At 72.1% G+C, this 16,625-nt stretch carries 17 protein-coding genes; 7 read left to right on the top strand and 10 right to left on the bottom strand.

Features of this window, described 5'->3' with window-relative positions; translation table 11 throughout:
- The coding region (locus C1J00_RS21820) for a cation:proton antiporter (RefSeq protein WP_102910760.1) at positions 1 to 1,132 on the bottom strand (1,132 nt) is incomplete at its 3' end.
- Between the two features lie 520 nt (positions 1,133 to 1,652).
- Complete coding sequence (locus tag C1J00_RS21815; RefSeq protein WP_102910759.1) at positions 1,653 to 2,438, bottom strand: AraC family transcriptional regulator; 786 nt, start codon at positions 2,436 to 2,438, stop codon at positions 1,653 to 1,655.
- Between the two features lie 70 nt (positions 2,439 to 2,508).
- Here C1J00_RS21815 and C1J00_RS21810 point away from each other — a divergent pair, with 70 nt between their 5' ends.
- Together C1J00_RS21810 and C1J00_RS21805 are read left to right on the top strand one after the other, a co-directional pair.
- Entirely contained in the window at positions 2,509 to 3,342 is an 834-nt protein-coding gene (locus tag C1J00_RS21810) for a phytanoyl-CoA dioxygenase family protein (protein WP_180989641.1), read from the top strand.
- Complete coding sequence (locus C1J00_RS21805) at positions 3,339 to 3,614, top strand: hypothetical protein (protein WP_102910758.1); 276 nt, start codon at positions 3,339 to 3,341, stop codon at positions 3,612 to 3,614. Before C1J00_RS21810 ends, C1J00_RS21805 begins: the two co-directional genes overlap by 4 nt.
- A 66-nt stretch (positions 3,615 to 3,680) precedes the next feature.
- Here the strand turns inward: C1J00_RS21805 and C1J00_RS21800 are convergent, their stop codons facing one another.
- From C1J00_RS21800 to C1J00_RS21770, 7 genes are all read right to left on the bottom strand, one after another.
- The gene (locus C1J00_RS21800) at positions 3,681 to 3,869 is read right to left on the bottom strand and encodes a hypothetical protein (RefSeq protein WP_102910757.1); all 189 of its coding nucleotides are present in this window, start codon (positions 3,867 to 3,869) and stop codon (positions 3,681 to 3,683) included.
- A gap of 110 nt (positions 3,870 to 3,979) precedes the next feature.
- Positions 3,980 to 5,182 (bottom strand): acyl-CoA dehydrogenase family protein, encoded by a 1,203-nt coding sequence (locus C1J00_RS21795; RefSeq protein ID WP_102910756.1) that lies wholly within the window; start codon positions 5,180 to 5,182, stop codon positions 3,980 to 3,982.
- A 1-nt stretch (position 5,183) separates the two neighbouring features.
- Positions 5,184 to 6,134, bottom strand: coding sequence for a 3-hydroxyacyl-CoA dehydrogenase NAD-binding domain-containing protein (locus tag C1J00_RS21790; protein ID WP_102910755.1), 951 nt, complete (start codon positions 6,132 to 6,134; stop codon positions 5,184 to 5,186).
- Positions 6,131 to 6,877: an acetoacetate decarboxylase gene (locus tag C1J00_RS21785; protein WP_102910754.1), complete on the bottom strand. Its 747-nt coding sequence runs from the start codon at positions 6,875 to 6,877 to the stop codon at positions 6,131 to 6,133. The genes C1J00_RS21790 and C1J00_RS21785 overlap by 4 nt, the downstream gene beginning before the upstream one ends.
- A 7-nt stretch (positions 6,878 to 6,884) precedes the next feature.
- A complete protein-coding gene (locus tag C1J00_RS21780; protein ID WP_102910753.1) occupies positions 6,885 to 7,661 on the bottom strand; it encodes a crotonase/enoyl-CoA hydratase family protein in 777 nt (258 codons plus the stop codon).
- Between the two features lie 20 nt (positions 7,662 to 7,681).
- A complete protein-coding gene (locus C1J00_RS21775; RefSeq protein WP_102910752.1) occupies positions 7,682 to 8,851 on the bottom strand; it encodes a CaiB/BaiF CoA transferase family protein in 1,170 nt (389 codons plus the stop codon).
- Positions 8,852 to 9,004: 153 nt separating this feature from the next.
- Positions 9,005 to 9,916, bottom strand: a complete 912-nt coding sequence (locus C1J00_RS21770; protein WP_102910751.1) for a LysR family transcriptional regulator — start codon at positions 9,914 to 9,916, stop codon at positions 9,005 to 9,007.
- Positions 9,917 to 10,092: 176 nt separating this feature from the next.
- Between C1J00_RS21770 and C1J00_RS21765 the strand changes: the two genes are divergently transcribed.
- The 5 genes from C1J00_RS21765 to C1J00_RS21745 all read left to right on the top strand — a co-directional run bounded on the left by C1J00_RS21765 (position 10,093) and on the right by C1J00_RS21745 (position 15,310).
- Positions 10,093 to 11,265, top strand: coding sequence for a sensor histidine kinase (locus tag C1J00_RS21765; RefSeq protein ID WP_102910750.1), 1,173 nt, complete (start codon positions 10,093 to 10,095; stop codon positions 11,263 to 11,265).
- Entirely contained in the window at positions 11,262 to 11,975 is a 714-nt protein-coding gene (locus tag C1J00_RS21760; protein WP_102910749.1) for a response regulator, read from the top strand. Before C1J00_RS21765 ends, C1J00_RS21760 begins: the two co-directional genes overlap by 4 nt.
- Before the next feature lie 95 nt (positions 11,976 to 12,070).
- Positions 12,071 to 13,234, top strand: coding sequence for a serine hydrolase domain-containing protein (locus C1J00_RS21755; protein ID WP_102910748.1), 1,164 nt, complete (start codon positions 12,071 to 12,073; stop codon positions 13,232 to 13,234).
- Positions 13,235 to 13,505: 271 nt separating this feature from the next.
- Complete coding sequence (locus C1J00_RS21750; protein ID WP_003991681.1) at positions 13,506 to 13,709, top strand: cold-shock protein; 204 nt, start codon at positions 13,506 to 13,508, stop codon at positions 13,707 to 13,709.
- A gap of 152 nt (positions 13,710 to 13,861) precedes the next feature.
- The gene (locus tag C1J00_RS21745) at positions 13,862 to 15,310 is read left to right on the top strand and encodes a DEAD/DEAH box helicase (RefSeq protein WP_102910747.1); all 1,449 of its coding nucleotides are present in this window, start codon (positions 13,862 to 13,864) and stop codon (positions 15,308 to 15,310) included.
- A gap of 248 nt (positions 15,311 to 15,558) precedes the next feature.
- Here the strand turns inward: C1J00_RS21745 and C1J00_RS21735 are convergent, their stop codons facing one another.
- Positions 15,559 to 16,557 carry a LacI family DNA-binding transcriptional regulator gene (locus C1J00_RS21735; RefSeq protein ID WP_102910746.1) on the bottom strand — a complete coding sequence of 333 codons (999 nt, stop codon included), beginning with the start codon at positions 16,555 to 16,557 and terminating at the stop codon, positions 15,559 to 15,561.
- Positions 16,558 to 16,625: the final 68 nt, after the last annotated feature.

The following is a 16,625-nucleotide window of genomic DNA, read 5'->3' as shown; positions in this document are numbered from 1 at the left end:
GGGCCAGGGGTTCGGTCCAACGGGCCGCGAGGGGACCGAGAATGACCAGGATCAGGACGTAGGCGGTGGCCAGCGGGCCGATGCGGGGTTCGGCGCCGACCGCGAGCCCGGCGATGACGATGGAGAACTCGCCGCGTGCGACCAGCGTGCCGCCCGCGCGCCAGCGGCCCTTGGGCGAGATCCCGGCCCGGCGGGAGGCCCAGTAGCCGGTGGCGATCTTCGTCAGGGTGGTGACGGCGGCCAGGGCGAGCGCGGGCAGCAGCACGGGCGGGATGGCGGCCGGGTCGGTGTTCAGTCCGAAGAAGACGAAGAACACCGCGGCGAACAGGTCCCGCAGCGGAGTGAGGAGGCTGCTGGCGCCCTCGGCGACCTCGCCGGACAGGGCGATGCCGACCAGGAACGCGCCGACGGCCGCGGAGACGTGCAGCTGCTGCGCGAGCCCGGCGACGAGCAGGGTCAGGCCGAGGACGGCGAGCAGGAGCATCTCGGCGTTGTCCGAGGACACGGCGCGACTGACCAGGCGGCCGTGGCGCAGCGCCACGTAGAGGACGGCGCCCACGGTGCCCAGCGAGATCAGCAGGGTGACCGCGCCGCCCGCGAGACCCACCCCGGCCAGCAGGGCGGTGAGGATGGGCAGGTAGACCGCCATGGCCAGGTCCTCCAGGACCAGCACACCGAGGACGACCGGCGTCTCGCGGTTGCCGAGCCGGCGCAGATCACCGAGCACCTTCGCGATGACCCCGGACGACGAGATCCAGGTGACCCCGGCCAGGGCGACGGCGGCGACCGGCCCCCAGCCCAGCAGGAACGCCATGGCCGCCCCCGGCACGGCGTTGAGGACGAAGTCCACGGCCCCGGAGGGGTACTGGGTCTTCAGTGTGGTGACGAGTTCGGAGGCGCTGTACTCCAGGCCGAGCAGGAGCAGCAGGAGTATGACGCCTATCTCGGCGCCGGTGGCGACGAACTCCTCGCTGGCCTGGAGCGGCAGGATGCCGCCCTGGCCGAAGGCGAGTCCGGCCAGCAGGTACAGGGGGATGGGCGAGAAGCCCACCCGTCCGGCGAAGCGTCCCAGGAGTCCCAGGGCGAGGATAATCGCCCCGAGTTCGATGAGCATGGCGGTGGTGTCGTGCACGGGCGTCTGACCTCCGTTGATCGGGTCTGCGGCGTCTGTGCCAGTGGGCGGATCGCCCTTGAGTACGGCTCGGTGAGCGGTGGGACGGGGCGTGTGACCTCGTGTCGAGGCGGCGGGGCCGGAGACGCGGTGCTGCGGCGTCGGCGGCGTGCTCCGCTCCGGCCGTCAGCGGCGCTCGTACGCGTGATGCGCCACGCCCCTGGACATCAGGCGTCAGGCGTCGACCGTCACGCGTCGGGCGGCACGCGTCAGGCGTCGCACCTCAGAGAGAGAGGAGACCGCTCACGCGGAGCGGTCGGTATCAGGGACGCCGTCACGGGCGGCGTTGTGGACGCGGACAGGCACCACTCGCCCCATGTCACGCCCCCCTCACGCCGGCCCGGAAAGCCGGGCGGCCACTGTCGACGAACCGAGCGGCCGGCGCGACTGTGCGCGGCACCGCTCAACCGAGCATAAGAGCTCGGTAAAGAATCCTAGCGCACGCCCACGCTCGGTGATCGCACAAAGGTTCAGAAGCCCCCTAAGCGCCCGCTGCCTGCCGCACGGCGCGCGGGGACGCGCCGAGTTCCTTGCGGCAGGTCTTGTTGAACGCCTGGAGGTCGGGGATCCCGACCGTCGCGGCGACTGCCGGGATCGCCAGCGTCGAGGCGATGAGCAGGTGACGGGCGCGTTCCATGCGGCGGCGCCGGACGTAGCCGACGACCGTGCGCCCCGTCTCCTCGCGGAACAGCCGGGTCAGGTGCGTGTGCGACACCCCGGCGGCCCGGGCGATCCCGGGAACGTTCAGCGAATCCGCCAGGTGCTCCTCGATATGGGCCATGGCCGCCCGCAGCGCCGGGTGCCGGGACCCGGAGGGTGTCTCGGCGGCATCGGCCAGACCGGTCGTGCGCCACAGTGCCGTCCACAGTTCCGCGGAGGCCCGGGCCGGGGACTGCGCGCACGCCGCGATCGTCTGGCGCAGCAGTGCGCTCAGCACGCCCGCCTCGGCGCCGGCGTCCTGCATCGCCGGGACCGGGTGCCGCTCCCCGTCACCCGGCAGCCGGAAGTGGGCGTACAGGTGCTCGCAGCGCGGGGCGTCGTAGTGGAAGTGCACCTCCGTGCCGGGCGGTACGAGACTGAGGTGCCCGGGGCGGATCGGGTGCCGCGCGCCGCCGAACTCCAGGGTGCCGGAGTAGCCGTAGAGGTGGAGCTGCCACAGGTGCGGGAGACGGAAGACCTCGTGCGGGCCGGCGGAGCCGTGCACACCCACGCCCGCGTGGACCAGGTCGGGCGGCAGTTCGAGGGGCAGTTCCACGAAGGTCGGCATGGTGGAAAATTACCAGTGGTTGCCGATTACGCCCCACGACAGCCCGCCCCTGCGCTTCTACGGTTGCTTCATGCCAACCACGAAACAGCTGCTGAGCTCCGCCGAGGTGGCGCGGTTCACGGCCCACGGATTCCTGCGCCTCGACGGCGTCGTGCCCGGGGAATTGAACGAGGAGGCGCTCGGTGCGTTCGCCGCCGGGGGGCTGCCCGCCGTGCCGTACGGAACTCCCGTACCTGCGGCCTTCCCCGAGGGCTCCCTCACCCGGCGTCTTCTCGAACTGCCTTCTTTGGCAGGCGCGTTGGACAGCCTGGTGGGGCCGGACCCAGCCGTCGACCACCATTTCGTCCACACCCGCCTGCCCCACGAGGGCAGCGCGCAGCCGTTGCACGCCGACGCCCTCATCGATGTGCGGGCCGACGCGTTCGACGTGCAGCTCATGTACTACCCGCAGGAGGTCACCGCCTCCATGGGCGGCACGCTCGTCGTCCCGGGCAGCCATCTGCGCCGGACCAACGAGTCCGACACCGGCCGCTACCAGAACCTGCGCGGCCAGACCCGGCTGACCTGCCCGGCCGGGACCGTGCTCCTGCTGCACCACGGCATCTGGCACGGCGGGCGGCGCAACGACAGCGACACCGTCCGCCACATGTACAAGATCCGCTTCAATCCGACCGTGCCACAGGTGCGGCTGTGGGACACGCGGGACGTGGACTCCCCCGCTGTCCGCGAGGAGTTGCGGCGCACCTTCCCCTGGTACGAGCAGGCCACCGCCCGGCTGGAGATCCACAACCGGATCCTGCTGTGGCGCTCCCTGACCGCCGACCCCGGCTTCGACATCGACCACTGGGCCACCCGCATCACCAACCGGCCCGCCGCGCACGCCGCACCGAGGAGCACGGCATGACCACCACCCGGCAGCAGGTCCTCGTCCTGTACCTCGACACCTCCGCCCTCGACTCCAAGGTCGTCGGATGGGCCCGCTACGACGGCACGGGCTCGGCCCGCCCGACGACCGGTGACAGCGACGAACCGCCGTACGAGACGGGGGTCGGCGCCCTGGAGGACGGTTGGCGGCTCTTCCAGGCGTCCCCGCTCGTGCCACCGTATCCGGGGGCGGAGCACGCGACGTCGTTCCTCAAGCACGAGTTCTTCTTCGAGAAGCTCGTGCCTCGGTGAGACGGCCGGCGGCGCGCGGAGCCGACGCCGCGCCCGCCGCGTTTCACGGGGATGTGCTCCGGGCGCTCATCGCTTCTGCGCCCGGTAGCGCTTCATCAGCGCGGTGATCCGCGTCTGGTCCGCCTGACCGTTGAGCTCGGCCAAGAGGTCGTCGGGGCACAACTCGTAGAGGTCGCCCCACCAGCGGCGCCCCCGGTTGTCCCAGATGCGGTAGCCGCCGGGCACACCCCTGGCCACGTAGCGTCTCCTGCTCACCGCCCCGACCGTACGGGACCGGGGGCCGGGCGGCCACGCAGTATGCCCGTCGGCAGGACGAAACCCCGGGTGGAGACCCGGGGTTGATTCGTTCCGGCATGCGCCCGAGGTCAGACGAAGGCGCTCTCTCCGGTGATCGACTTGCCGACGATCAGGGTGTTCATCTCGCGGGTTCCCTCGAAGGAGTAGATCGCCTCGGCGTCGGCGAAGAAGCGGGCGATGTCGTGCTCCAGGAGGATGCCGTTGCCGCCGAAGATCTCACGGCTCCAGGCCACGACCTCCCGCATCCGGGAGGTGACGAACGCCTTGGCCAGCGCGGAGTGTTCGTCGCGGAAGATCCCGGCGTCCTGGAGCCGGGCGAGCTGCACCAGCATCCCCCAGGACGCGGTGATGTTGCCCAGGCTCTTCACCAGCAGGTCCTGCACGAGCTGGAAGCCGCCGATCGGACGGCCGAACTGACGGCGCTCCCGGGCGTAGCCGAGGGCCAGTTCATAGGCGCCGGCCATGACGCCGAGGGCCTGCCAGGCCACCCCACTGCGCGTCGCGCGCAGGATCTCCGCGACGTCGCGGAAGGAGTTGATGTTCTGCAGGCGGTCGGCCTCCGGTACCCGGACGCCGGTCAGGGTGATCTCGGCGTTCTCCACGATCCGGAAGGCGGTCTTGCCCTCGATCTTCTCCGGGGCGAAACCGGGCGTGCCCTTCTCCACGACGAAGCCCTTGACGTGGTTGTCGTCGACGTCCCGGGCCCACACCACGACGTAGTCGGCGAAGGTGGCGTTGCCGATCCACTTCTTGGCGCCGTCCAGGACCCAGGTGTCGCCCTCGCGCCGGGCGGTGGTGCGCATCCCGCCCGCGACGTCGGAGCCGCCGAGCGGCTCGGTCATGGCGAACGCGCCGATCTTGTCCATCGCGGCCATCGCCGGGAGCCAGCGGTCGCGCTGCTCCTGGTCGCCGCCGGAGTGGATGGAGTACATCGCCAGGCCGTTGTGGACGCCGAAGAACGTCGACACCGAGGCGTCGGTGCGGGTCATCTCCAGGGCGAGCAGACCGCTGAGCAGGTTGCTGGCGGCGGGACGGTGCTCGCCGTAGCCCTCGTAGGGCAGACCGGCCAGGCCGCTCTCGCGGAACAGGCCGATGAGTTCCTCCGGGAACTCGCCCTTGGCCCAGTTCTCGTTCACCAGCGGCTTGACCCGGTCGCGCATGAGGGCGCGGGCCTTGAGGAGGATCTTGCGCTCCTCGTCCGGCAGCAGCGCCTCGTAGCCGTAGAAGTCGGCGGCCGTCCGGTCCTCCAGCTGTTCCATGGTGGTGGTCATCTCAGTTCTCCTCCTTGTCGGCGCTGTCCAGGGCGGCCAGGACAGCCAGTTGCCTGCGGTCGCGCGTCTCGGTGAGTTCCGAGTACGTGGAGGAGCCGTAGGCCTTTTCCACGGCCCGGATGAGCCGTTCCTGTTCTTCCTCGTTCCGCGGCGGGGTGCCGGGGCCCGCCCCCGTGTGCTGCATCGACATGCCGATGTGCTCGACCAGGTGCCGGTAGCCGCCGGGTCCGCCGCCCAGGTGCGAGCCGAGGAACGGCCCGACCGTGGCCCAGCGCAGGCCCAGCGAGTTCGTCATGACCTTGTCGAGGTCCTCGGGGGTGACCACGCCCTGCTCGACGAGGTACACCGCCTCCCGGCTGAGCGCGTTCTGCAGGCGGTTGCCGACGAACCCGGCGATCTCCTTGCGCTCGACGACCGGCGTGCGGCCGACCGAGGCGTAGAAGTCCACGGTCGCCCGAACGGCTTCCTCACCGGTGCGTTCGCCGGGGACGACCTCCACGAGCGGGACCAGGTGCGGCGGGTTGAACGGGTGGCCGATCAGCACGCGGGCGGCGTCCCCGTCGGACAGCTCCCCCGTGAACGCGGTCGACGGGATCGCCGAGGACGAGCTGAGCAGCAGGGCGTGATCGGGTGCCTCGCGGGCGAGCGTGGCGAACAGGTCCTTCTTGAATCCGGCCCGCTCGGGGCCGTTCTCCTGGACGACGTCCGCGTCCCGGGCCGCTTCGGTGACGTCGGCGGCGATGTGCACCCGGTCGGCGAGGTCCGTCACGTCGAGGCCGCGGGCGGCCAGGTGCGGGGCGTACCGGGCCAGGGCCTCGGTGACCGCCTCGGCGAGGTCCTCGCGCGGGTCGCTCACCCGGACGGTCAGGCCGTGCGCGGCGAACAAGGCCGTCCAGGACAGTCCGATGGTCCCGGCGCCGATCACCGCTGCCGTGCGGATGGTGCGGGTCATGAGGCGGCTCCCCTCAGGTAGTCGTGGACCGGCTCGGCGCCCCCGAGCGTCAGGTCGGTGAGGATGTGGCTCGCGGAGACGACCTCCAGCACCGGCAGATCGGCCAGCGGGGCGAGCACGTGCTGGAACAGCTGGAGCCGGGCGGGGCCGGTCCACGCGCCCTTGACGGTGACGTCCGTGATGCGGGTGCGGACGAGTTCCTGCACGCGCGGCGAACCGTCGTAACCGGGGACGGTCTTGAGCATGAAGGCCGGCACGGTGATCTGTTCCTCGGCGTCGCGCCGGTCCAGCTCGTGGTGCTTGTAGCCCATGGTCGCGGCGGCGACCCGCAGGCTGCCGTGGTCGAGGGTGCCGACGAGCGCGCCGGAGTCGACGTACAGCGCCGGGGAGCCGATGACCTTCGGGTAGGCGGAGACCTCGCGGCCGGAGGCGGTCGCCGGGAAGTTGTCGAGGTACATCGCGTGCAGGTACTCGCCCCGCTCACCCTCGAAGCCGACGGGGATCGCCTGGCCGGCCTCGGTGTAGGGGCCGTAGCCGCTGACGTCGCCCATCTTCATGACCTCGAACCGGACCAGCGGCTCGTCGACGCGCAGCGGCTCGGGGACGACGGCCCGCAGGGCGTCGGGGTCGGTGCGGTAGACGATGTTCAGGTACTCGCGGTCGGTGAACCGCGGGACCGTCGGCGCGTACGCCGGGCTGGTGAGAGGGGTGGTGACGTGCTGTCGTACGTCCTCGGTCTTCATGTCCGCCTCACCGCCCGTTCCACCGCGCGGGCCGGCGCTCGGCGAAGGCGGTCATGCCCTCGCGGACGTCGTCCGAGGCCATCAGGGTCTTCATCTCGCCGCGCTGGAAGGCGAAGGCCTCCTCCTCGGACGCTCCGTCGGCGGCGCGGACGACGCGCTTGACGGCCGTCAGCGCGAGCGGGGCGTTCTGCGCGACCCGTTCGGCCAGCCGGAGCGCCTCGGCGACGGCCTGCCCCTGGGCGGCGACCCGGTTGGCCAGGCCCAGTTCGCCGGCCCGGCGGCCGTCTACGGGTTCGCCGGTCAGCAGAAGCTCCATCGCGAGGTGGTGCGGGATGCGCTGCGGCAGCCGGATCACGCCGCCGCCCGCGGCGATCAGGCCGCGCTTGACCTCGGGGAGGCCGAACCGGGCGTCCTCGGCGGCGACGATCAGGTCGCAGGCCAGGGCCAGTTCGAAGCCGCCGCCCATGGCGAAGCCCTCGACGGCGGCGATGAGTGGCTTGTCCGGCCGGGCCTCGGTCAGGCCGCCGAAGCCGCGGCCCTCGATGTCGGGCGACTCGCCGCGCAGGGCGGCCTTGAGGTCCATGCCGGCGCTGAACGTGCCGCCCTCGCCGGTCAGGACGCCGACCCGCAGCGTGGGGTCGGCCTCCAGTGCGTCGAGTGCGGCGGCCAGCGCGGTGGCGGTCGCCGCGTTCACGGCGTTGCGGGCCTCGGGGCGGTCGAGGGTGATCAGCAGGGTGGAGCCGATGCGTTCGGTGCGCACGACGGGAGGGGTGGGGGTGCTCATGACTGTCCTCCTGTGGTGAATCAGCGGGCGGTGGCGTCGAGTTCGGCGAGGACGTCCTCGGTGTCCTGGCCCGCGACCGGTGCGAGACGGCGGATCGAGCCGGGGGTGGCGGAGAAGCGCAGCGGGATGCCGATGGTGCGGACCGCGCCCTCGGTGGGGTGCTCGACGGTGTCGAGCAGGTGACCGCCCTGGACGTAGGGGTCGTCGTGGGCGCGGTCGAGTTCCAGCACGGGGGCCATCGGGATGCTGTGCTTGGCGCACACCTCCGCCCACTCCTCGGTGGTCAGGGCCGGGGCGCAGCTCTCCAGGAGCGCGGCCAGGTCCTCGTGGTCGGCGCTGTCGATGGCGTCCCCGTTCACGCGCGGGTCCTCGGCGAGGTCCGGGCGCCCCGCGGCGGTGAAGAAGTCCCGGTAGTTGTGCGGGTTGTACGGCATGACGCAGGCCAGGCCGTCCTTGGTGCGCACGGCCTTGTGGCCCTTGAGCATCGACAGGCCGAAGCCGGTGGGACCCGTCTCGGGCACGTGGGTGTGGCCCGCGAGGTGCTCGACCAGGTTGAACGCGAGCAGGGTGTCCGTCATCGGGATCTCGACGAGCTGGCCCTGGCCGGTGTTGTTCCGGTGCAGCAGGGCGGCCAGCACGCTGTAGGCGATGGTCAGGGAGGAGACCTTGTCGCCGATGATGGTCGGCAGGTAGACGGGCTCGCCGAGCGCCCGGTCGGCGATGTCGACCAGGCCGGAGGCGGCCTGAACGGTCTCGTCGTACGCGGCGTTTCCGGCCCGGTCCGAGTCGCTGCGGAAGCCCTGGGCGTGTGCGTAGACGAGGCCGGGGTTGCGGGCGGCGATGTCGTCGTGGGACAGGCCGAGGCGGTGCAGGGCACCGGGGCGCATGTTGGTGATCAGCACGTCCGCGGTGTCGATCAGCCGCAGTGCGCGCTCGCGGTCGGTGTCGTCCTTGAGGTTGAGGGACACGCTGCGCTTGTTGCGGTTGACGTTGAGGTTCAGCGGGGTCATGCCCGGGGTCGTGCGGTAGTGGCCGGTGCGCACGGTGTCGGACGGCGACTCGATCTTGATCACGTCGGCGCCCAGATCGCCGAGGATCTGGGCGGCGTAGGGGCCCATCACCACGGTCGAGAGGTCGATCACGCGGACGCCCTCCAGCGGGCCGGCGACAGTGTCGGTGATGTCAGTCATCGGTTTTCCTCACTCCTCGGTTCGCTATGTGTGTGCATCTGGAAACTAAGTTAGTCCTCAGAACCGGTGAAGGGAAACGAATGGAATGACCGAATAGCGAAAAGCGGTATGACCGCAGTGGTCATACCGCTTTGAGTGAAGGTTTTACGGTGATTAGGAGTAGAGCGGTTCCGCGAACACCTCGCGGGCCGCGGACACGACTTCCTCCAGGTCACCGCCGCGCGCACGGTCCTTGCGCCAGATCAGACCGGTCTCCAGACGGGGATGGAAATCGGAGAACGGAAGGACCGTGACATTGTCCAGACGGTGATTCTGCACAGGGCTTCTGGGATCCAGCATGGAAATGGAGAACGCCAGGCCGCCGGACACTATTTCGGAGACCCCGTCGAATGTGGCGCTGCCCAGTTCGACGCGCTTTTTGATGCCGAGTTCGGCGAGCTGCTGGTCGAGCCCGCGGAAGTACGCGTTGGTCGACGCCGTCGGCGACCCCGCGTAGGCGAGTCCGGCCAGTTCCGCGAGGGCGACGGACTCGCGTCCCGCGAACCGGTCCCGGGGCACGACCGCGCCCAGCCGCTCCGACATCACCGGCATCTGCTCCAGCGCCGGGTCCCCGCCGGCCGGGAGCCGGGCCAGGGTCAGCGCCAGTCTGCCGTCGCACACCGCGTCGACGAGCCGGTCGGTGCCGCCGGGCCAGCGTTTGATCTCGAACCGGTCGCCGACCCGCTCGGCGAGAGCGCCCATCCGTTCCCGCAGGTCGGGGTGGACGCCACTGGGAACGCCGAGCAGCAGGGTGGTCCGCCGCGGCCGGGCCGTCTCGTCCAGCCGCCACCGGATGGAGTCGACCTGCTCCAGCACCCCGCGCGCGATCGGCAGCAGCGCGTTGCCGGCCGGGGTGAGCCGCACGTGATGGGTGTCCCGGTCGAACAGCCGGTGCCCGACCTCGTTCTCCAGATCCTTGATGCGCCGGCTCAACGGGGACGCCGCCATGTGCAGTTTGCGGGCCGCGGTGGAGAAGTTCAGCTCTTGGGCCACGGCGAGGAAATAGCGCAGGTGCAGGAGCTCCACGCGGTCAGCCTAACCGCTGAGGCCGTACCCCCTCGCCCGGCGCAGGGTCTCGAAATCCGGCCCGCCTTCCGTGCACTCCTTCGGCAGACGCGCGGGTTCAGCTCTGCGCCGGACGTGCCGACGCCCCGTTACGGTTCGGCAGTCGGGTCGCACGAGACTGGGGGGCGTACGTCGCCATGGGCATACGCGGGAAACTGCGCGGGGGGTGGGAACGCGGCCGGGTGCTCACGGCGGCCCATCCGCTTCTGGTCGACATCGGCGTCGCGCTGCTCGTCCAGGGTGCGATGACCATGCCGTTCCTCCTGCCGCGCGCGCCCGGGCTGCCCCCGGCGACCTGGGCCGCGTACGGGCTGAGCACGCTCACCGTCGTGCCCCTGGTCTGGCGCAGGCGCGCTCCGCTCGCGGTGCTGTTCGCGGTGCTGGCCGCCAGCCTGCTGTACCGGCTGACCGTCGACGGGCCCGGGCAGCCGCTGCCGTACACCGGGCTGGTGGTCACCTACAGCATCGCCGCGCTGGCGGCCCCGCCGCAGCGGCTGATCGCCGGGCTGGTGCTGGTGGTGGCCGTGCCGGTGGGCGTGTGGCTCAACACCCGGTCGGCACGTGAACTGACCTTCTCCGTCTTCGTGTTCGCCGCCGCCTACGTCTTCGGGCGGCTGACCGACGCCCGGCAGCGGGCCCACCGCGTCGAGGCCGAGCAGGCCGCGGCACGCGAACGGGCCCGGATCGCACGGGAGATGCACGACATCCTCTCCCACGCCGTGAGCCTGATGATCGTGCAGGCCGAGGCCGGGCCGGTGGCGGTACGGGCCGCGCCCGAGCGGGCCGAGGCCGCCTTCGACGCCATCTCCGCAACCGGGCGGGACGCCATGGTGCAGCTGCGTCACATGCTGGGGTTGCTGCGGGACGGCGCCGACGAGGTCGACGGCACCGCCCCGCGCGCGCCGCAGCCCGGTCTAGCCGCGCTGCCCGGTCTCCTCGACCGGGTGCGCGGGAGCGGGCTCGACGTGGTGTACCGGACCGCCGGAGACGCCGGGCCGGTGGCCGACGGGGTAGGGGTGACCGTCCACCGGGTGGTCCAGGAGGCCCTGACCAATGTCGTCAGGCATGCGGATGCGCAGACCGTGACAGTGGAACTGATCGTTGGGGAGACCGAAGTGGAGGTCACTGTGACCGATGACGGGCGAGGGGCGCAGGCCGTGTCGCGCCGGGGCGGGCACGGGCTCGTCGGGATCCGGGAACGGGCCGCGGCCCACGGGGGCGGTGCGGTCGCCGGGCCGGGAGCGGACGGGCGCGGCTTCGAGGTGCGGGTGCGGATCCCCCTGGCCGCCGCGGCGGAGGTGCGGACGTGACGATCCGTGTCGTGGTCGCCGACGACCAGGAGCTCGTGCGCAGCGGCTTCGCGATGATCCTGGACGCGCAGCCGGACATCGAGGTCGTCGCCGAGGCGGGTGACGGCGGCGCGGCCGTCGACGCGGTGCGCAGGCACGCGCCCGACATCGCGCTGCTCGACATCCGGATGCCCCGCATGGACGGCATCGAGGCCTGCCGGGCGATCAGCGCGGCGAGCGGCTGCCGGACGGTGATGCTGACGACCTTCGACTCCGACGAGTACGTGTACGACGCGCTGCACGCGGGTGCGAGCGGCTTCCTGCTCAAGGACGTCCGCCGGGACGACCTCGTGCACGCCGTACGGGTCGTCGCCCGGGGCGACTCGCTGCTCGCCCCGTCCGTGGCCCGGCGTCTGGTCGAGCAGTACACGCGGCCCGCCACCGCCCGGGCCCGCCGGCCCGACCCCCGGCTCGACGCCTTGACCGCCCGGGAGCGCGAGACACTGCTGCTGCTCGCGCGAGGTCTGTCGAACGCCGAGATCGCCGCCGAGCTGGTGGTCAGCGACCACACCGTCAAGACCCACGTGGGCAACGTGCTCGCGAAGCTGGGCCTCAGGGACCGCATCCAGGCCGTGATCTGCGCCTACGAGACCGGCCTCGTCGCGGCCGGGGATCCCCCGCCCGGGGGAGCGGCCGGGGCCGGGTCCTCCCCCGCCCCGGCGAGGAAATGACACCGCGGAACCACCGGCGGGGGCGATCCGCGGGACGGCGCGGCTGCGGAGGATGAGGACATCGCCCAACATCGCCTCCCCTCACCGGAGTTCGCATGAAGATCCGTACCAGCCTGCTGACCGCCGCCGTGCTCGTCGCGGGGATCGCCGTGGGGCCGTCCGCGCTCCCTGCCGCCGCCTCCGCCCCCGCCGCGCCGACGGCCGCGCAGTCCCCGGGCCCGGCCCTCGAAGCCGCCGTCGCGGGCCTTCCCCGCGCCGACGCCACCGCCGCGCTCGTGCGGGTCGGCGGCGAGGAGGGCACCTGGCGGGGCAGCTCGGGAGTGCACGATCTGGTGACCGGCCGGCCCGCCGATCCGGCCGCCCGCTTCCGGGCCGGGTCCGTGACCAAGGTCTTCACCGCCGCGGTCGCCCTGCAACTGGCCGAAGAGGGACGGCTGGACCTGGACCGCAGCGCCCGGTCGTACCTGCCGGAGCTGATCCCGGCGTCGTACGAGGACGTCACCGTCCGGCAGCTCCTCAACCACACGCACGGCATCCCGGCCCCGGACTTCCCCGGCACCACCGTCGAGGAGTGGTACGCGAACCGTTTCCACGTCCACGACCCCGAGGACATGGTCCGCTCGGCGACGGCCAAGAAGCCCGAGTTCGCGCCGGGCGAACACCAGCACTACCTCAACATCGGCTACACCGTCACCGGCCTGCTCATCGAGCGCGTCACCCACGACTCGTACGAGCGTCAGGTCGCCCGGCGGGTGCTCGGGCCGCTCGGGCTGCGCGACACCTACCTCCCGGGGTCCGGCCCCCGCATCGTCGGGCCGCACAACCACGGCTACCAGACCATGCGCCTCGACGACGGCACGACCGGGCTCCGGGACGTCTCCGTGTGGGGGGCGACGGACGGCTGGGCGGCCGGGGACATCGTCTCGACCACCGCGGACCTGGAGCGCTTCACGGGCGCCCTGTTCCGGGGGCGGATCGTGCGCGGGCCGCTGCTGGAGGAGATGTTCACCCTGCCGGAGGTGACCGACTTCGGGACCGGGAAACCGGCCGCCTACTCCGCCGGCCTGTCCATGATGGTGCTGGGCGGGCGCGAGGTCTGGGGCAAGACGGGAGGGCGCTGGGGGTACAACGCCGCCATCGCCTCCACCCGCGACGGCGCCCGCACCCTCGTCTACAGCGTCAACGCCACCGACGCCAAGGGCCGGGGCGTGAACAGGACCGCCGAGAACATCTGGGTGGCAGCCTACGGCAGGCCGTGAAGCACCACGCCACGCAGTCGATCAAGACGCCGCACGACCGGGCGGGCCGCTCCGCCTCCGACGAGATTGCCGGGCCATCCGGCCCGGGCTGTGCTACCTTGGCTCGCGTTGCAGTTTTGGTTCCCAGAGACTTCGAGTGCTCTATCGACCTTTTGTCGACGAGCACTCTTTTTTGTTTCCGAGGATTCTCGGATCTCCTTAGGGTGATCAGATCGGCGACTACGGGTCCGCAAGGTGCGGGCCCTGAGTACTGCCCTCAAGGGAGATTCATATGGCTACCGGTACCGTGAAGTGGTTCAACTCGGAAAAGGGCTTCGGCTTCATCGAGCAGGAGGGCGGCGGTCCGGACGTGTTCGCCCACTACTCGAACATCGCCACCTCGGGCTTCCGTGAGCTCCAGGAAGGCCAGAAGGTCACCTTCGACGTCACGCAGGGCCAGAAGGGCCCGCAGGCCGAGAACATCGTTCCCGCCTGACGCGTACGCGAACGCCCTGAACCGGGGCCCGCACCCTCGCGGTGCGGGCCCCGGCTCGTTTTGCTCTTCTCCGGCTCAACTCTTGCGAATCCTGCGGCCCTCCGGCGCCGCCGCGCATTCCTCGACGCGTGCCGCATCGAGGAAGGTTCCTCATGGACCGCACAGCTCGCAAGAACAACGGCTCCCCGCACTCCCGTGGCAACGGGCACCGGCCCCGCAAGTCCGGCGGCGCGGGTAGCGCCGCCCGCCCCTCGGGCGGCGGACGCGGAGGACACCGCACCGCCCCCAGCCGGGACTTCGCACCGCCCGCCACCATCACCCCGGCGCTGCCCGCCGTCGAGGCGTTCGACGACCTCGACCTGCCCGAGCGGCTGCAGGCCGCGCTGCGTGCCGAGGGCCTGACCGCGCCGTTCCCGATCCAGGCGGCGACGCTCCCCAACTCGCTGGCCGGCCGTGACGTCCTGGGCCGTGGCCGCACCGGCTCGGGCAAGACCCTCGCCTTCGGCCTCGCCCTGCTGGCCCGCGTCGACGGGCAGCGGGCCGAGCCGCGGCAGCCCCTGGCCCTCGTCCTCGTCCCCACCCGTGAGCTGGCCCAGCAGGTCACCGACGCCCTCACCCCCTTCGCCCGCGCGCTGCGACTGCGGCTCACCACGGTGGTCGGCGGCATGCCGATCGGCCGGCAGGCGAACGCGCTGCGCACCGGCGCCGACGTCGTCGTCGCGACGCCCGGCCGCCTCAAGGACCTCATAGACCGAGGTGACTGCCGCCTGGACCACGTCGGGATCACCGTCCTCGACGAGGCCGACCAGATGACCGACATGGGCTTCATGCCGCAGGTCACCGCCCTGCTCGACCAGGTGCGCCCAGGCGGCCAGCGGATGCTGTTCTCGGCCACCCTGGACCGCAACGTCGACCGGCTGGTCCGCACCTACCTGCACGACCCGGTGGTCCACTCCGTCGACCCCTCCGCGGGCGCGGTCACCACGATGGAGCACCACCTGCTGCACGTGGAGGACGACGACAAGCACGCCACCACGACCCGCATCGCCGCCCGCGACGGGCGCGTGATCATGTTCCTGGACACCAAGCACGCCGCCGACCGCCTCGCCAAGAAGCTGCTGGCCTCCGGGGTGCGCGCCTCCGCCCTGCACGGCGGGAAGTCCCAGTCGCAGCGCACCCGGACCCTGGCCCGGTTCAAGGACGGCGAGGTCACGGTCCTGGTGGCCACCAACGTCGCCGCCCGCGGCATCCACGTCGACAACCTGGACCTCGTCGTCAACGTGGACCCGCCCGGCGACCACAAGGACTACCTGCACCGCGGCGGCCGTACGGCCCGCGCCGGCGAGTCCGGCACCGTCGTCACGCTGGTCCTGCCCCACCAGCGGCGCGAGATGACGCGGCTGATGGCCGACGCCGGCATCACCCCGCAGGTCACCCGGGTCCGCTCGGGCGAGGCCGAACTGAACCGCATCACCGGGGCGCAGGAGCCCTCGGGTGTGCCCGTCGTGCTCGCCCCGCCGGCCGCCCAGAAGCCCCCCGCGCGCACCGGTTCGGCCCCGAACGGGCGGCGAGGCAGGCCGTCCCGGGGCCGCCGCCGCTGAACCGGGCCTGCCGGCCCTACGCGCCGGGTGCCAGCCGCAGCACCGTGCCCTCCCCGTTCGACGACAGGAACAGGGAGCCGTCCGGGGCTGCGGCGAGACCGGCGAAGCGAGGGGCCAGGCCGGGGCCGCCGTGGGCGAAGAGGGCCGGGTCTGGGCGGCGCTCGAGCCCGGCTTAGCCTTCCACCAGGCGGTGCGCCGGTACTCCCCCAAGGACGTGCGGACCTCGACCACCGAGGTCGTCGAGCTCTTCAGCGTCGGCGCCCTGGCCGCGGCGCCGCCGTACTCGCCCGCCGCACCAGCCGCGTGGGCACCAGCGTCGTCCCGTGCTCCGCCCCGTCCTGCCGCATCTTGCTGAGCACCCCCTCCACACAGAGCCGCCCCACCTCGGCGAAGTCCTGGTGGATGGTGGTGAGCGGCGGGAGGAAGGACGCGGACTCGGGGATGTCGTCGAAGCCGATGACGCTGATGTCGCCGGGGACGCGGCGGCCCCGTTCGTGCAGGGCCCGGAGCAGGCCCAGGGCCATCTGGTCGTTGGCCGCGAAGACCGCCGTGCACTCCGGCTCGTCGGCGAGGAGCAGGCCCGCCCGGTAGCCGGATTCGGCCGACCAGTCGCCGCGGACCGGGGGCGGAGGGGTGCGGCCCGCCTCGGTGAGGGTGGTGCGCCAGGCGTTGGCGCGGCGCTGGGCGGCGAAGGAGCCCTCCGGGCCGGCCAGGTGCCACACCGTGTCGTGGCCGAGGTCCAGCAGGTGCCGTACGGCGTCCCGGGCGCCGCCGGCCTGGTCGGTGTCGACGACGGTGTAGCGGTCGCCGGCGTCGGAATCGGCCACCACGACCTGCACGCCGGGCGGGAGAGAGACGGTCGCCGCGTCGAGCAGGTGGATCTCCATGATGACGATGACGGCGTCCACGGCGAGCTCGCCCAGCCGGGAGAAGGCACCGTTCACCTCGTCCTGGGTCGGGACGGCCACCGGCAGCAGGGTGACGGCGTACCCGTGCTCGGCGGCGGAGGTGGCGATGGCCTCCAGGGTGCGGATGTTGCCCATGGTGGAGAGGGAGAAGGTGATCACGCCGAGGGTACGGAACTCTCCCCGGCGCAGCGCCCGGGCCGCGCTGTTGGGGCGGTAGCCCAGCTCCCGCATGGCGGCCAGGACCTGCGCGCGGGTGTCCTCGGTGACGCCCGGGAAGCCGTTCGAGACGCGGGAGACCGTCTGGGAGGAGACCCCGGCGAGCTGGGCGACGTCCGCCATCGAGGCGCCCTGGCGGGGCCGGGCCGCACGCCTTCTCGTACGGCTCGCGCCCCCCGGCTCCCTCTCCC

Source organism: Streptomyces cahuitamycinicus (assembly GCF_002891435.1).
In the GTDB taxonomy this organism is placed as follows: Bacteria; Actinomycetota; Actinomycetes; order Streptomycetales; family Streptomycetaceae; genus Streptomyces; species Streptomyces cahuitamycinicus.
This window is presented reverse-complemented; position numbering and strand designations above follow the sequence as displayed.

What these genes read in the sequence shown, in the direction of transcription:
- C1J00_RS21750 (WP_003991681.1), top strand. Translation starts at nt 13,506, where the DNA reads ATGGCTACCGGTACCGTGAAGTGGTTCAACTCGGAAAAGGGCTTCGGC.
- C1J00_RS21785 (WP_102910754.1), bottom strand. Translation starts at nt 6,877, where the DNA reads ATGAAGACCGAGGACGTACGACAGCACGTCACCACCCCTCTCACCAGC.
- C1J00_RS21735 (WP_102910746.1), bottom strand. Translation starts at nt 16,557, where the DNA reads ATGGCGGACGTCGCCCAGCTCGCCGGGGTCTCCTCCCAGACGGTCTCC.
- C1J00_RS21765 (WP_102910750.1), top strand. Translation starts at nt 10,093, where the DNA reads ATGGGCATACGCGGGAAACTGCGCGGGGGGTGGGAACGCGGCCGGGTG.
- C1J00_RS21780 (WP_102910753.1), bottom strand. Translation starts at nt 7,661, where the DNA reads ATGAGCACCCCCACCCCTCCCGTCGTGCGCACCGAACGCATCGGCTCC.
- C1J00_RS21805 (WP_102910758.1), top strand. Translation starts at nt 3,339, where the DNA reads ATGACCACCACCCGGCAGCAGGTCCTCGTCCTGTACCTCGACACCTCC.
- C1J00_RS21755 (WP_102910748.1), top strand. Translation starts at nt 12,071, where the DNA reads ATGAAGATCCGTACCAGCCTGCTGACCGCCGCCGTGCTCGTCGCGGGG.
- C1J00_RS21815 (WP_102910759.1), bottom strand. Translation starts at nt 2,438, where the DNA reads ATGCCGACCTTCGTGGAACTGCCCCTCGAACTGCCGCCCGACCTGGTC.
- C1J00_RS21745 (WP_102910747.1), top strand. Translation starts at nt 13,862, where the DNA reads ATGGACCGCACAGCTCGCAAGAACAACGGCTCCCCGCACTCCCGTGGC.
- C1J00_RS21810 (WP_180989641.1), top strand. Translation starts at nt 2,509, where the DNA reads ATGCCAACCACGAAACAGCTGCTGAGCTCCGCCGAGGTGGCGCGGTTC.
- C1J00_RS21790 (WP_102910755.1), bottom strand. Translation starts at nt 6,134, where the DNA reads ATGACCCGCACCATCCGCACGGCAGCGGTGATCGGCGCCGGGACCATC.
- C1J00_RS21775 (WP_102910752.1), bottom strand. Translation starts at nt 8,851, where the DNA reads ATGACTGACATCACCGACACTGTCGCCGGCCCGCTGGAGGGCGTCCGC.
- C1J00_RS21795 (WP_102910756.1), bottom strand. Translation starts at nt 5,182, where the DNA reads ATGACCACCACCATGGAACAGCTGGAGGACCGGACGGCCGCCGACTTC.